This is a genomic window from Dyadobacter sp. HNCC25DJ183, assembly GCF_056895175.1.
This window is the reverse complement of sequence record NZ_JBXHAP010000005.1, coordinates 502,838-517,195: the sequence shown is the minus strand read 5'-3', so window position 1 is coordinate 517,195 and position 14,358 is coordinate 502,838. Positions and strand designations below refer to the sequence as shown.

At 41.1% G+C, this 14,358-nt stretch carries 13 protein-coding genes; 5 read left to right on the top strand and 8 right to left on the bottom strand.

What is annotated here, in order from left to right; genetic code table 11:
* Positions 1–313 precede the first annotated feature (313 nt).
* From AC1XTG_RS15600 to AC1XTG_RS15590, 3 genes are all read left to right on the top strand, one after another.
* Entirely contained in the window at positions 314–1,372 is a 1,059-nt protein-coding gene (locus tag AC1XTG_RS15600) for a helix-turn-helix domain-containing protein (protein ID WP_484842584.1), read from the top strand.
* A gap of 6 nt (positions 1,373–1,378) precedes the next feature.
* Positions 1,379–1,801, top strand: a complete 423-nt coding sequence (locus AC1XTG_RS15595) for a hypothetical protein (RefSeq protein WP_484842583.1) — start codon at positions 1,379–1,381, stop codon at positions 1,799–1,801.
* Between the two features lie 962 nt (positions 1,802–2,763).
* Positions 2,764–3,669 carry a hypothetical protein gene (locus AC1XTG_RS15590; RefSeq protein WP_484842582.1) on the top strand — a complete coding sequence of 302 codons (906 nt, stop codon included), beginning with the start codon at positions 2,764–2,766 and terminating at the stop codon, positions 3,667–3,669.
* Positions 3,670–3,763: 94 nt separating this feature from the next.
* Here the strand turns inward: AC1XTG_RS15590 and AC1XTG_RS15585 are convergent, their stop codons facing one another.
* Positions 3,764–6,109 (bottom strand): hypothetical protein, encoded by a 2,346-nt coding sequence (locus AC1XTG_RS15585; RefSeq protein ID WP_484842581.1) that lies wholly within the window; start codon positions 6,107–6,109, stop codon positions 3,764–3,766.
* Positions 6,109–7,323: a hypothetical protein gene (locus tag AC1XTG_RS15580; RefSeq protein ID WP_484842580.1), complete on the bottom strand. Its 1,215-nt coding sequence runs from the start codon at positions 7,321–7,323 to the stop codon at positions 6,109–6,111. The genes AC1XTG_RS15585 and AC1XTG_RS15580 overlap by 1 nt, the downstream gene beginning before the upstream one ends.
* A gap of 737 nt (positions 7,324–8,060) precedes the next feature.
* On the opposite strand from AC1XTG_RS15580, the gene AC1XTG_RS15575 reads away from it, so the two are divergent.
* Entirely contained in the window at positions 8,061–8,579 is a 519-nt protein-coding gene (locus AC1XTG_RS15575) for a hypothetical protein (RefSeq protein WP_484842579.1), read from the top strand.
* Entirely contained in the window at positions 8,576–9,265 is a 690-nt protein-coding gene (locus AC1XTG_RS15570; protein WP_484842578.1) for a nucleotidyl transferase AbiEii/AbiGii toxin family protein, read from the top strand. The genes AC1XTG_RS15575 and AC1XTG_RS15570 overlap by 4 nt, the downstream gene beginning before the upstream one ends.
* Before the next feature lie 8 nt (positions 9,266–9,273).
* Here the strand turns inward: AC1XTG_RS15570 and AC1XTG_RS15565 are convergent, their stop codons facing one another.
* The 6 genes from AC1XTG_RS15565 to AC1XTG_RS15540 all read right to left on the bottom strand — a co-directional run bounded on the left by AC1XTG_RS15565 (position 9,274) and on the right by AC1XTG_RS15540 (position 14,051).
* Entirely contained in the window at positions 9,274–9,858 is a 585-nt protein-coding gene (locus tag AC1XTG_RS15565) for a hypothetical protein (RefSeq protein WP_484842577.1), read from the bottom strand.
* Positions 9,855–10,790 (bottom strand): relaxase/mobilization nuclease domain-containing protein, encoded by a 936-nt coding sequence (locus AC1XTG_RS15560; RefSeq protein ID WP_484842576.1) that lies wholly within the window; start codon positions 10,788–10,790, stop codon positions 9,855–9,857. Before AC1XTG_RS15560 ends, AC1XTG_RS15565 begins: the two co-directional genes overlap by 4 nt.
* Entirely contained in the window at positions 10,780–11,157 is a 378-nt protein-coding gene (locus AC1XTG_RS15555) for a plasmid mobilization protein (protein ID WP_484842575.1), read from the bottom strand. Before AC1XTG_RS15555 ends, AC1XTG_RS15560 begins: the two co-directional genes overlap by 11 nt.
* 58 nt (positions 11,158–11,215) lie before the next feature.
* On the bottom strand, positions 11,216–12,226 hold the full coding sequence (locus AC1XTG_RS15550) for a toprim domain-containing protein (RefSeq protein WP_484842574.1): 1,011 nt from the start codon (positions 12,224–12,226) through the stop codon (positions 11,216–11,218).
* A 242-nt stretch (positions 12,227–12,468) separates the two neighbouring features.
* Entirely contained in the window at positions 12,469–13,698 is a 1,230-nt protein-coding gene (locus AC1XTG_RS15545) for a primase-helicase family protein (RefSeq protein WP_484842573.1), read from the bottom strand.
* Between the two features lie 11 nt (positions 13,699–13,709).
* Positions 13,710–14,051: a helix-turn-helix domain-containing protein gene (locus tag AC1XTG_RS15540; RefSeq protein WP_484842572.1), complete on the bottom strand. Its 342-nt coding sequence runs from the start codon at positions 14,049–14,051 to the stop codon at positions 13,710–13,712.
* Positions 14,052–14,358: the final 307 nt, after the last annotated feature.

The window sequence follows — 14,358 nt, the reverse complement described above, 5'->3', positions numbered from 1 at the left end:
TCGTACAAGCTTGCACCGCACCACTTCGATAAAGAAACAGCTTCTAAAATTTTGACGGACTAAGCCGTTTGCCGTATTGACCGGTTTATTTTTGTTTACGTCTGCTCTTCCGATGCTGAATTTCATCTTCTCATGCAAAGCGATCTTACCTATTGGGGGGAATTTGCCAAGTCAAAATTATATATGCGAAGCTGCTTACAGTCGCCAGTGCGCTTAATTAAAAGCCTGCGGAAAAATCTTTTAAACAATTAAAAGAAAAGGTTTGTGTTTACAAAGAAAAATTTAATACATTTGTCAACATAACATACATTCTATGGAAAGTACATTCTCACGAAATTTACAACGGATTAGATTACTTCGTAAGTACTCAATGGAGGATCTGGCTAATCATGTGGGATGTTCAAAGCAAACAATTAGCAACTACGAAAACGGAAATCGATTTCCAGATAGTAAAACTTTAAGACTCATTGCACGTGTACTTAAATTTGAGGTAGAGGCTCTTTTAAAGCCATTTAATGTTCAGTTTAGCTTGCTAGATGTAAACTATCGATATGGTAATGATTTAGATAGTTCCGAGAAATTGGATATAGAGGAATCTGCCGCTAGATATCTGAGCAATTACCTGGAGATAGAGCAAATCGCAAAATCAGTAGTCAAATTTGAAAACCCGCTTTCCGATCTTGTGGTAAATAATCCGGCCGATGCAGAGACTGCCGCTAAGTATCTACGTAAGCGCTGGAAATTGTCGGATGGACCGATTTACAGTGTAACGAAGCTTTTAGAAGACAAAGGTGTCAGAGTCATAAAAATTAACTACAACGGACCTTATAAGCATGAGGGGCTTTCTGGTTGGGCTGAAAACAACAGCATACCTGTAATCGTTGTTAATGATCAACAAAAGGAACTAACTCGGCTCAGATATACCCTTTTGCATGAGTTGGGGCACCTATTATTGATAATTCAGGATGGTTTAACTAACCAAGAAATCGAGAAGATTTGTGAGGTTTTCGCAGGCTCTGTACTTATTCCAACTGAGATCTTAAAAAGTGAATTTGGGAAAAACCGAACTTCGATTTTAATGCATGATCTTAAAAGGATCAAAGAATTTTACGGTATCTCCATTTTGGCAATCATGGTGAGAGCTAGATTCTCCAACTTGATAAGTTTTGACACTTTTACGAATTGGAAGCTGAGCAAGTTTTCTAGTGATGACAGAGGCCAATATATGGGTCGTGAAGAGCCTGAACGGTTTATCCAGCTAATTCTGCAATGTATTGTCGAAAACAAGATTGGTATAGAAAAGGCGGCTCAGTTAGCTGGGAGGAGTCAGAGGGATTTTGAAGATATTTTTGACAGTCTTTTCCAAAATTGACGTTTAATGGAGTCCGTTGTTTCTGACTATGTTTGTCTGGCAAAGTGGTATGATTCGGGGATTCTATCGAGAATTTCATCGCAGGATACACGGTTGTTTATAATGGACTATTCAGTTGATAATTTTGGACGTCATAGTCGAATTAATAATGTAATGCTTGATACCTTGAAAGATTCCGGACTCTTACAAATAGTTGAACTTACAGAAAAGCAGAATACGAAAGCATATAAGATCTTCATAAATAACCCTAGCATGCTATTAGAGTCTGTTGCTGCACTTATTTTTACCAAGGACGTCAAAGGCAGGTTTATCACTGAGGATGTCCAAATTATGGGTTTTGCATTTGACGTATTCGGCATTTCGGCCTACTCATTGAGAACATTGACATTGGAATGGCAACAGCGATATTTATCGAAGTTGCAAAAATAACTGGTACTTTAAGGTGAATAAGAGGCTATATAGATACGTTTAGGCGTGTACTTTCAAAAAAGGACAAGCAACAAGACTGGTAATATGGAGGTCGATAGATCTTTAAATGCGAATACAAAATAAAAGCGAATACTCTCGTATTCGCTTCTGGGAAGATCACTTGTTTGGCGACGTCGTGATGAAAACCCTAGTTTTGTGCGTCGAATTTACGGATAATTTCCCACTCCAAAAAGTCAAGTGTGAGTTATATTTATATATCGGCTAACTGGTTGATATATAAATTATTGAGTTTATTTTTTGTTTAAACAAATCCGTAAATTAAACATGGGAAATCCAAGAAAAGATCGTCCTGCCAACAGGAAGAACCAACCATCAAAAATCCAGCTTAGTGCAACTTTCACCAGTGGTAGTCAAGATGTCTCACAGTCCACAAACCGTCTGTCTATCAGGTTAGAGCAGGTCGATCCTCAGGTCTTCGCATTTGCAAGTGTAGGTAGCATTGTTACTTTACACAGACTGGGTGAGATCTATGAAGCACATCTTGGAAAGCTACGGCTTGGAAACATCCCGGTCCGCTTTATGCCTATTATATCTGCAAGGCGTATTACCAGTGCGGATATAGAACAGCTTAGTCAAACGCCTAATCCACAGGTAACAATTAGGGTTTCATTAGGGCATAGCAATTAATGATCCTCCCAATAACTTCTAATTTGGGCTTCGCAGGATTATTTGATAATTGTGCTATCTGCCCCGCCTTCGATGCTTGCGGAGGTGCAAGAACCGCGCCATGCGGATGTGCCTGGAAGGCTACGAGTGGCTTACGACATAAATGCTCACATTGTCCTCTCGTTTGTCGGGATAGAAGAGAACCAGGACCTTATGAGAATGAGTATCGTTTTGAAGATTACTTGGCCGAAGGTCGATTTTTTGAGCAATTGACTGTACGACAGACAAGAGAAGACATGTTTCCTCTTTTTGTACCATTATTCACCCATTTCAATAAGAAATACCAGAAACTTCCAATACGATGGGCAGCGGCGAACGTTGATACCTTACTCAAAACTCGTAGACGACTCGGTGCTACACTTAAAACGTCTTTCTATTCCCACGCTGTCGCGAGGCAATTCCTGTCGGTAGACGATGAATGTAACCTTTGGGCGATTTTCAATGGCAAGGATAGCCATTTAGAAAGCATGTGGGGAATGGGGCATACTGAGCGATTAGATATGTTTGCACATTTAAAGGAAATTGGATTCTCGCTGGGAACCAGTGCTACATATTCTATATCTAATCTGACGCACAGAAAAACTCCGATGCCGCAGGCACACAATGTTATTATGCAAACTCGTCATCACCAAGTTTCGCATGAATTACAGGCTGCTGGTTTGAATTCCATTCCCAATATCTACTGGAGAGACGAAGAGCGAAACGACATTAACCGATGGGCAAGATGGTTAATTGAGAATCCGGATGTTTATACGGTTTCCAGAGATTTCACATCCACGAGGCGCCTTCCGACTGCATTAGCAAAAATGAATGAACTTATGCAGCTCCTAGAACTTACTGGAAGATCCTTTCACATCATTATTGTTGGAACAGGCATAGTTTCCGCTCCAAAGCTCATGCAAATGCTAAATCGCAAAGGGCATACAGGTACCGTCGTCACATCAGCTCCAATCTTTGATGCGGGAAAAAGCGCGGTCCGCTATGAACTTGACAAAGCAAAAACCGGGATTACAAAGATAAAAGATGGAGATACTCCACGTTCCAAACTTATTTTAAATAATATAAAGGTCTTTGAACAGATGCTTAGCAGGATTGTAACTGATGAAACTAACGACAGTAAATTTTTGAAAAATGTCTTTTGATATATTCATACGGAGTGCAACGCATTATCAGATTGGATGACAACAAAATTTGGTTGAGGCAGCAATGTACATGTGGGCTTTTTCATCACAAGGTCTAACGAACTCCCGAATTCGCGATGGCCTGAGCCCTGGACTTTAAAACGCGTTCTGTAATGTATCCATTGAAACACTGGATAATCTCATTTGTAGTGTTCTGTTTAAGCAATTCCGTGACCTGCGTTAAATGCGACTTTTTCAACGTCAACTTTTCAGTAGCTAATGCGTAGATAAACTCAACTAGTGCTTCACCTTGTTCATCTGTCTGGTATCTAATGAGTGTCTCTAGAGTGGCTAGCATATCTAATGAGGTTTGATAGTCTATTGAATACGCCAATTCACTCGACTTTGCAGCTCTCAATATTGATGCCTGAATTATACCATCGTTAAAACGGTTGAAATTTTCAGGATCGATGAGATTTCGCACAAAAGTAGTCTGCCTTAAATTCCGATCCGTCTTTGGTGAATTTCTTAAAGTTTCGAGGATGTTAGACATTGTGAAATAAATTTCAGACTGCGTAACATCTAAATCATAATTCTCGAAATCGAAAAAAGCAAAATTTTTGCGGATTTCCAGTTCTTTAAATTCTTTATTAATTATTCGTGGGTAAAATAGTTTCTCCGAAAGGCCCTTAATGTGATCGCCACCCGACTCCTCAATCAGCTTTTTTCTCTTTCTAATAAAATCTAGAGCGACCGTCTTCTCAGGAAATTCGTCTAAAATAAAATCAACAAACGACTTCAAAAAATCTAGTTCTGTGACCCAAGGAGTTGATGTAGATTGATTACAACAAAATATTCGGTCGACTTCCACAAAGCTGTTTGTTTCGCTTCCGTAACTTCCCTGCTTTAAATTCTTCATTAAAAAATCAAGAGAAGCCGCATCTCTCATTCTTGTGATTCCCAAAAAATATATAATACGAATTGAGTCGAATTTTCTCAAGGCTCTGCTGATATATAGTAAATTTTTCCCGTTTGAAATACAGGATCCAACTACCACAGCAGAACCCTCGTCTGCGGAAATATTGCCAATTTCGTCCTGCGAAATAATTAGCGGCATTCTATCTGATAAGTATCGATCACCAATCTTTTCTAATATATATTCAGCAAGCATTTTCGAAGCACCGTCATTTAGTACTATTAAGTATCGAGTATTGGTAGGAATATATTGATTGATGTAGTCATCCAGTTTCTTATTAAATTTACTGTATCGGCTATGGCTTTTCAAGCCATTCAAAAGCTCTGCAAAATCAATATACACTTCGTATTTATGATTCGACCCAGCTCCTTCTTTAAAATTCACCTTTAAAACCGTTTCTTTTCTTGACCTTGACATAAACTGCTGTACAAACCTCGATAGATTTTTTTCAGGATCTGTCACTTTGAAAACAATCCTATTAACCTTAGGATTTTCTAAGAGAAAAACATCACCGGCTACTTCCACCGCATATGAGCCCTTCTGACATAATTTACAGTTCTCCTCAAGGAAAGTTTCATAGTAGGGAATTCCGTTTGGGTTTGATTGTGATTGTGTCAAATTGCAAAGCACTTGATCTTGAATGTTTAGGTAATTTTTTTGTTCACCGAGAAAAAACATTATTACGATATTGTCCCTAGTTATAAGTCTCTGCTTGGTAAGGATATAGGTGATAATATTTGCTGATGTCGATGCTGATATTAGAAGTAACGCTTGTTTACCGTAGCTCAATTCATTCGTATATAGACCATCATAAGAACTGAAGCTCTCAATGGAAATAGGAATTTTATTTTCGAGAAATCTATTTTTTAATTCAACTAGTGCAAAAGCTACACTATTGATTGAAGAGGTGTCACAATATATTTGATGGTGATTACTTTCATCAAAATGTTTTAATAGTGCAAATGCAATAAAGTAAATTTCAGCGCTATTAAGAAGGACATTGCCTGTCCTAAGAAATTTGTCACAGTGCTTCCCGGATGGAAATACGTAGTGATGTGCCCCATGAGATGTCACTAAACCGCCTCGGTTAATGAAAATACTTTGAAGGCCTTCGTTTATAAACTTATTCTCAAACGAAGAGGTTATTTTCTTCCCATTAATACAACTGAGGTTTCCACTCTTATCAAATATAAGTAGAAATATGTTATCACTCAAAAATGTCTCCTGACGCTTTGGTATCCCTTTAAAGACAATATCTTGTCTCTCAAGAAATATATTTTTGACGTCACTCTCTAAATAGCTTCCAGCGATGACAAAAATTCTGTCAGTTTGATAGTTTCTTTGATAAAACCTGGAAATTTCATCTCTAAGATTATCTTCTTGGAGATCTGGACGATCACAGAAGATAACAGTAGCAGAAACAAGTTCATCGATACCTTTAACCTTCTCGCTGTAGTTGAATCTATATAGGAAAAAATTATTCATCAGAAGTTAAATCGATGTTGAAAGGGTAGTGACAATGGGAATGTGACGGTTATTAGAGAGCCAGAGGCGGGCTTTGTCTCCGTGAATGTCTGACTACTATGAGTTTTCCAATCAAATAATTCTAAGCTTCCGAAATCAGAGTTACCTACTTGGCGATATCTATGCGTGATCAAATTTCGATACACATCAGCTTTCCCGGTCTTGATTCTCAGAAACCCTCTCGTATCAAGCATATTAAGAATTCGGTCAAGGCCAATTCCTTTTTCATCCTTGTCTAAACCCTTAGCTGATGTCGTGTGTTTAACAAGACATTTCTTGAGTATGTCGATATCACTAAGACCTGAATGAGTATTTAGCGATTTAAACTTTTCGACAAATCCAATGCCGGAATCGAAGACAGATATCTCAAGAAAGCCAATCTCACCAGCGCCATTCTCTTGATGCATTTCATCGTTAAAATAATTACTCAGGCCTGGGTGATTACTGAACTCTTCGACAATGGAGGCTCTTCTTTTTTTAAATAGCTTAAAATAGGCACCTCGAACATTCGGATCAAGATCGACGTTATTTTCGTTTGTTCTACCCCATTCAAACGTGTTTTTCATTAACTCGAAAATTATTCCATTCAACTCTTTTGCAATGAGATCGAATACTTTTCTATATTCAGCGGAATAACACACAACATCGATTAATCCCTGCCTTAGGTTGCTAAATAATACAGCCTCATTTTTTACAAATTCATTATTCACTTCGAAGCATTGCAATAATCCCCTCGATTTTTCAAGGTGGTCAAACTCGGTTAGCAATAATTTTCGACCCTTCTTCATAGGAAGTGCTTTGAGCATTCTATCGAATGCGATGATATTTTGAGATCTGAGCTTAGACCTTAAATTGACTGAGCCATCTTTACTAAATACTCCGTTGCGGTTCCATACCATCGAGACCATTGGGAATATTAGCTCATTGTCATATAGCTTTTCTATTTCTTCAGCTTCTTCATTTGGAATATCTAGAAGTAGTTTTCCTGATTGACTATAACGAATCCATGTTATGACCAACTGATATAGCGTAGGGATTAATCCAAAATAAGCGTTCGTCAAGCTCTGGGGTAACATTAGATCTAATGGTGAATTAGATTCAATATGTCTGTGAAGTGTTTCGTAGTAGCCGTCTATGTGCTCAAAGGTTGTACCACGTTTTATTTTTAAAACCATTAAGATTCTGTTTTGCAATGTTACTAATGAAATTTGATCAATACCATGCAATGAAATCACGTTAGTTAACACAACTGAGTTCAAGGCAAGCGCAATGACATGAAGGTAATATTAATAACTATACTTTTCGGTTTCGATTTTTAAAACACGTCCATTCGCAATATCGTCTCTTTGCACCTGGTTGCTCAGTATCATACCTGTGGCTTTGCCCAAAATTAAAATCTGACCCTACTACCAGGGCTGCATCATGCCAGTAAGTCGTTTTCTCTATATAGTTTACTGCTTCTCCGATGATTTATTTGTATTTATTCCGGAAAGGGTGACGAGATTAAGTAAGTCGGTGTGACAAGGCCGGAACCGGCTGGTCTCTTTAAAGTTGGATCTACATAACATTTGAAAGTTGCTTACTACAATCAGTCTGATGTTGAGTAAACCATGACGCATGTTATCATCCGAAGGTCTATTGTTGTTAGGCCACCTTCGAATGATATCAAATCTTTTTGAGATGAAAACGAGTAATAGTAATTGATGGCGAGGTCTTTTCTGTCAGAAATCGGCCAGCAATCTTATCATTTAGAATCAGATGGCTTCAGGTAAAATGTGCAAGTAGGTCTTAATATCGGTTCTCTAGGCTGTTAAAAACATGAGCGCTACGCTTTGCTGTAATCACGCAATCGGAAACTTCTTGTTTGCTGTTCGCGATTTGCAATCAACGAACAGGTTTTTATATTTGCGTTATGAAAGCTCATAACGGAATGCGTCCCTTGGACATAGTGATATTGCTAAAAATCGTCTGTCTAGAAGGTAAGCCTTGGCAATATCGAGATTTGTCATCACAGCTCTACATAAGTGTATCCGAAGTTTCGGAATCTTTAAGCAGAAGCCATATTGCGGGGTTAATAGATGAAAACAAAAAAAAAGTCCGGGTTAATAACCTCATGGAATTTATAGAATTCGGGCTGCCCTACGTCTTTCCCGTATTGCCGGGACAAATCGTTACCGGTGTTCCGACAGCCTACTCAAGCCCCTTTTACAAAGCACATTTTCTTGGGTCGGTTGATTACGTTTGGAAGGACGAGCAGGGAACTATGCGGGGTCTATCCATCGAACCGCTTCACAAAGGAGTAACAAAAGCAGTCTTAGAGGATGAGGTACTTTACAAATTACTCTCCGGTATCGATATTTTGCGGGTTGGACGAGCAAGAGAAAAGAAAATGGCACTGGAAGAGATGAAATCCATAATTCTTAGAAAATGAGCCAAAAGGCGAATATACAACGCATCAAGGCCGTATATGACGCGCTGGAAGAGCTGCAAGATTCTGCAATTTTTATCGGTGGGGCAACGGTAGCTTTGTATGTACAGCGTGTTGCAGAAGAAGTAAGGCCTACTGACGACGTAGATGTATTAATTGAAGTAACTGGTTACAAAGCTTATGCGGATTTGGAGGAAAAGTTACGGTCTAAGGGATTTACTAATGACATGGAATCCGGTGTAATCTGCAGATATAAAGTACAAGGAATTATTGTCGACGTAATGCCTACCGATAAGCAGGTTCTCGGATTCAGTAATATCTGGTATCCGGAAGGCTTCAAAACGGCGGTAAAATATGATATGGGCGAAGGTTACTATATTAATATATTTAGACCGGAGTATTTCGTCGCAAGTAAGTTGGAGGCATTTAAGAATCGAGGCGGCAACGATGGAAGGACAAGTACCGACTTTGAAGATTTGGTTTACATTTTGAACCACCGCACGTCGTTGTGGGAGGAGATGCGTTTGGCGAAGGAAGATGTCAAGCTTTACTTGCAACAAGAATTCCAGAAAATACTCGAAAACGATTATTCCGAAGAATGGATCAGCGCCCATTTGGAATATGCAGAACAGAGGAGGGTAAACTATATTCTGGGTAATTTGACAGAATTTTGTTTTGGGTCAGTCTGACAAACCGATCACTTTTTTTCAAGCGATTTTAAGAGCTTGCGAGCATTTTCGGCCTCCTCCTGTTTTTTGTTGAAATTGGCCTCCGCATCCTTCAATACCAACTCAAAATCTTCTCGTCGTTTAGTTTCCGCTAGCGCTGAGTCGGGATTATTGTGGTAGGTGCTATCCGCCCAAGCGACAAGCGCCGGATTGATCTGGCGAATCATTCTGTACTTAACATCATTTCCGGCAAGACGCCTACTTTCCCGATAGCTGCTAAAAGCCACTGCAATACTAATGGCCGTCGTGATCAAAAGTGCAATGGCTGACATAATAAAGCCCTTCGAGCGAAGATCAAAATGGTGGTGATTTCTCACCTCCGTTGTTTTCGGAATATTTGCAATAGCTCGCTTGACTTCCGAAAAGTAAGATTCTAAGTATTGGCTAGATGGATTCTGCTTTAAATCCCTCTTTATTTCGATCAGGGTTTCTGAAAGTGCCTTGTTTTGAGAATCAGCGGCAGTTTGGATCAGGTTCTCAATAGATGCGTTTTTCCTGATCACAAGCGAAAGCACTTCTTCAATCGATTCGAGCTGTTCTTCTATCTTTTTCATAAGCTATGTCCTAAATATTGTTTGCGTTTTTTCTTTTTTGACGGGTTGGTTATTGTTTGCTCTGGCAGTTGTGTGGGTTTAAACAGGTCCTCAAGCATCCGATCATTCTGGCTTCCCTGCGGGAATGTGGTAGGCTGAAATCTCTCTTCTGATAAGGCAGGTTGATAAACCGGCTGCTTTTGAAACTGCTGCAACAGCGATTTTTTCTGATTCTGCCTGATTACTGCATCCAGTTTGCTAAAACTTAGGGCCCGGTCGATCTTTGACCCTTTGAATTGTAGACCGCTCTTTGTGAAACTGATTCCCTGGATCTCATTCGTCCCAACCTTGTACTTAAAGACTATTTCGATTTCCTGACTTTCTAGTCTTGCCCTAAGCTCGTTCCAACTTTTAACCTCAGCGCTTGCTGCCTTGATCGCATCATGGAGCTCGTACTTAATCTTATCAGCCCCTTTGAGCTGCTGCCGATTGACCTGGCCTTTCCCATTTCCCAAATGATACCCATATTTAAGCGTGATCTCTTTACAGACTTTATGGTTCCTCTCTTTTTGAAACCGGTCTGAAATGGTCTTGCCTTCGTCATTTACGCGGTTATAGATGATGTGCAAATGCGGATGATTTTTATCCCGGTGCTCGACCAGGATAAACTGGGTACCGGTGATCTTCATATTTTCCATATAGTCTAATGCACGTTGCTTCATAATCTTAGGCGAAAGCCGGGCTGCGTCTTCCTTGCTCCAACTCAGCGAGATATGCCCGACTGCCTTTGTCAAGTCAGGGTTTAATTTCCTTTGCATATTAAAATCATCGATCATGGAGCGCACTTGATCTGTTCTCACGCCTTCGGCTAGCAACAGGCTCGCTTCCTGCTTTTCCATCGCATAGCGGATCACACCGCCGAAGCTGCTGCCAATCGTCACCTTACCGATCATCGCCGCCAAGCTTTTTCAGGATTGCATCGATTTGCAAAAGCAGCTCTTTGCAGGATTGCCTGATGAATGTCAATCCTTCCTTATGGGCAAGGTGCGTCAGCTGATTTAGGTTGTTGGCCATGCCCATCATCGTTCTTAAATGTTTGAGGTCATCGGGTTTTAACCTGGCCAGCACCTTTGCTTTTTTAGCAGCTTGCCTGAACCAGGCGCTTGGTCTGATGCCTGCATCCCTTGCCTTTTCTTCAATCAAAAAGCGCTCGGTTTCGGTCAGCCTGACCATGAGCTGCCTCTGCCGTTTTACTTTTTTAGGTGGCCTGCCACCTTTCGGGTTATGAAGTTTTCGGTCTTTAATTTCTGCCTTTTCCATCTCACATTCCATTTTCTGTTTTAAACCTTTTGCGACCATCGGGAGAAAAAGGCAAGTTTCAGTCACGCGGGAGCGGGACGGGTTTTTGCGAAGCGAAAACACAAACTTGCTCTCTGAAGACTCTTACAAAATGCAGTCCGCCAGACTTTTTAATAGCCTGCTGCTTTTTCAGCTCTTTTTGGCTTGATTTCTGACTGACTAAATAGTCATTGACATCCTTATACTGCCTGTAGATGATCGAGGCGTCAACTGTTTTAAGCCCTGCCGACTCGTATTTTTCCTGCGTCTTTCTTCCAGCATTATCATGGTCCAGATAGAGGAAAATACTGCGATAACTCCCTAAAATATCAAGGCTTCTGTCTGCAAGGCCCACCGAGTTGAGCACCAGAAAATCACTGCGGATCGGATGGATGTTTTTTTGCATGGTGAGCAAGGAAAGAAAATCCATGAACCCTTCAACGACGCAAATGGACTTTGCCCCGTTCTCGATGTGGGTAATATCCTTGGGAGAAGTTGATCCTTTGAAGTAAGCATTTCTAAGCTCATAACCGCCTAACCTGTTTTCAAATCCTGCCGCGAAGTACTGTTTGTCTTCCAGCTGATAATACACTTCCTTACAATAGGGCTTTGCCACGTCGATCGGAATAGCCCGGCTTTCCAGATAGCTGGTTATTGCCGGGTTGTTTCCCAGGGGCTTAACCTCGTTGATAGTGATATCGGCAACAGTAACTGGTTTTTCGGTAACGCTCTGTAATATAGGTTTAGCCGACAATGCGGGATTAGGCATTTGCTGTTCAAAGAGAAAAAGATTATTCAATTTTTCTACCAGGCTAGTGGCATCCTGATTCGGATACACCTTCTCAGCCAGGTCAAACAACTTTCCGCCTTGCATTAGCCCGTAGTCATACCACCTGTTAATGGCTGTATTCACCTTAAATGATGGTGAATGCTCAGGCTCACGGATTGGGGATACATACCAATGACTTTCACCTCTTTTATAGCTAGGCTGGATACCGATTTTACTCAGAAAATCAGTAATCGGCTGCTGATTTAATTGCTTGATATTCATAGTTTTATTTCTTGATTAGCAGACACCTGTTTTAAGCAGGCTGGTAGAAGCCGTTTTTATGATGAGATGATGAGAAATGGGTATAAATAATTGATAATGATGTTAGTTACAGGCTCATCATGGCCTCATCAAGCATATTCACATTGATGAGTTTTCTCATCGTGCTCATCAAACCTCATCATAAAATAAAGATACTTTGATGAGCTTGTTATCTGCTGGTATTTAATGTGTTAAGTCGCGTTTTATAGCCCCTCATCAAACTTGTGGCTAATCCAGTCCATAGAAACACTGTAATACCTGCCGGTTGAATGCACGGCTGTAAGATCATTGCAGCTGTTGTACAAATAGGTTTGGTAATTTAGACTGTTGGCTACCGGCTTCAAGCCCCAATCATTTTGCAGCACATTGGATACCTGCTGACGAGTCAGCCTTGGCATATTCCGTTTCAACAGTTCAAGCATATCCTTATTGGTGAAGTTGAGCTTACTGATACCTGTATTCTCAAAGATCTCCCGAAGGATAAAGAGCATTTCCGTTTCCAGCCGGTTGCGGTTGTTTCGGATGACGCGCATCAATGCTTCTGTTCGAATTTGCCTTTCCGAAAACCACATCCTGGTCTGTGCTATTGGAACTGACAGATTTCGCGAGATAAGATAATGCAGGAAAGCTGGAAGCTCGCTAGCCATTAAATCCAGCAGATGGATGTTTTCCGAAGGCAGCACCGGCACCTTGCGCACCCAATACCGGGTTTCGGCCGGATCAATGACAATGAAGTTCTCTTCATTGTTGGAGCATAAGACAAACTTGCCAAAGAACTCGGTTTCTTTCCGGTCCTTGCCTTTGGCTTCAACCTTGGAATTCCGGGCGGTGCTCAGGTTCTTGATCTTCTCTGAATCCTCCCGTCGATCGAGCAGCACTTCATCGACGGCAATGATCAAAGTATTCATCCAGTCGGAATTGAACTGCGAGCGGAAATCACTGTTGCCGTTAAAGGTCATGTTCTTTCCGAAGATCATTTTCAGAAAATTGAGGAAAGTCGTCTTGCCGGTTTTGCGTTCTTTCGAAACCAGGCACAGTACTGGAAGCTTCTGTGTCGGTCTTTGGTAAAGAAGGCTTAGATAATCCAGGCCAAGCTCAAACTGCTCTCCGAAAATGTGGCGTATAAATCCGAGCGTAACAGATGAGTCCCCTGGCTCAGGCCTAGCTTCCAGGCGGTGGTAGAGATTGTAAAAGTTTCCCACTATCTCTTTGTAATCTAGGTGATCGGGAACGCAGCAGAAACCATCAAACCTTCTGATTTTCTTGATCTGGCTAGGTTCCAGGTCTTGCCGGAGCATTTCGGCCGACCACGGGATCCACATCTCCATAAATTCCTTGCTGACCGTCGGCTGCATACACTTTTTGTAGTAGCCGGTCTGCACCCGTATATAGCTGCCTGGCAGGTTCAACGGATAATTGTTGGCTGACATCATTTAGGAATAGCTTAGCGAAGTCTTCCTTTGCGCGTGCCGACCAAAGAAGGGAGTTGCTCCCGGATTTCATTCATTGTTTTCTTCTTCCCGGACTTGATCCATTCTTCTAGTTCGGATTTGTAAAAGTAAAGCCGTTTGCCTTTCTTGCGCACTGGGATTTCACGGTGGCAGACTTTGCCATAAAGCGTCTGCACGGAAAGCTTAAGAAACTCAGCCGCTTGGGAAATCGTCATGAGCTCGATGGCTTGCGGAACGGCTTGTCGGGACTCTAAAAGAAGGTCTTGGATGCTGTCCAGCTTCTGGTGAAGCTCAGAAACTGCGCGGGGCAGCTGGTCAAATGAGTATTGCTCCATAACAATTGCTTTTTTGGTTGATACCGCAATGTTATGTGCTTGGTTTGGTGGGTTACAAGGAGGAAGCCGTGTTTCCATACCCTTACCTACCGATATTTATTGATTTTTTTTTCTGCTAAAGACCGCAATGCGGCGTGCTGATATGATTCGCCACCGCGCCCAACAAGCCAACGAGCAGAGCCCTCCTTTTGAGAAGCACAAAAAGGGAAAAGAAAAGAGCTGGTGCAGCAGGCTGAAAAAAGCCCCGGTAGGAGCAGCAGAAAAAGAGAGGTTTCGGATTTAGAATGCATTAATTCTCCCGCACTAA

Bases quoted from the DNA above. Each gene is read 5' to 3' on its own strand.
- AC1XTG_RS15600 (WP_484842584.1), top strand. From the start codon at position 314: ATGGAAAGTACATTCTCACGAAATTTACAACGGATTAGATTACTTCGT.
- AC1XTG_RS15595 (WP_484842583.1), top strand. From the start codon at position 1,379: ATGGAGTCCGTTGTTTCTGACTATGTTTGTCTGGCAAAGTGGTATGAT.
- AC1XTG_RS15590 (WP_484842582.1), top strand. From the start codon at position 2,764: ATGTTTCCTCTTTTTGTACCATTATTCACCCATTTCAATAAGAAATAC.
- AC1XTG_RS15585 (WP_484842581.1), bottom strand. From the start codon at position 6,109: ATGAATAATTTTTTCCTATATAGATTCAACTACAGCGAGAAGGTTAAA.
- AC1XTG_RS15580 (WP_484842580.1), bottom strand. From the start codon at position 7,323: ATGGTTTTAAAAATAAAACGTGGTACAACCTTTGAGCACATAGACGGC.
- AC1XTG_RS15575 (WP_484842579.1), top strand. From the start codon at position 8,061: ATGAAAGCTCATAACGGAATGCGTCCCTTGGACATAGTGATATTGCTA.
- AC1XTG_RS15570 (WP_484842578.1), top strand. From the start codon at position 8,576: ATGAGCCAAAAGGCGAATATACAACGCATCAAGGCCGTATATGACGCG.
- AC1XTG_RS15565 (WP_484842577.1), bottom strand. From the start codon at position 9,858: ATGAAAAAGATAGAAGAACAGCTCGAATCGATTGAAGAAGTGCTTTCG.
- AC1XTG_RS15560 (WP_484842576.1), bottom strand. From the start codon at position 10,790: ATGATCGGTAAGGTGACGATTGGCAGCAGCTTCGGCGGTGTGATCCGC.
- AC1XTG_RS15555 (WP_484842575.1), bottom strand. From the start codon at position 11,157: ATGGAAAAGGCAGAAATTAAAGACCGAAAACTTCATAACCCGAAAGGT.
- AC1XTG_RS15550 (WP_484842574.1), bottom strand. From the start codon at position 12,226: ATGAATATCAAGCAATTAAATCAGCAGCCGATTACTGATTTTCTGAGT.
- AC1XTG_RS15545 (WP_484842573.1), bottom strand. From the start codon at position 13,698: ATGATGTCAGCCAACAATTATCCGTTGAACCTGCCAGGCAGCTATATA.
- AC1XTG_RS15540 (WP_484842572.1), bottom strand. From the start codon at position 14,051: ATGGAGCAATACTCATTTGACCAGCTGCCCCGCGCAGTTTCTGAGCTT.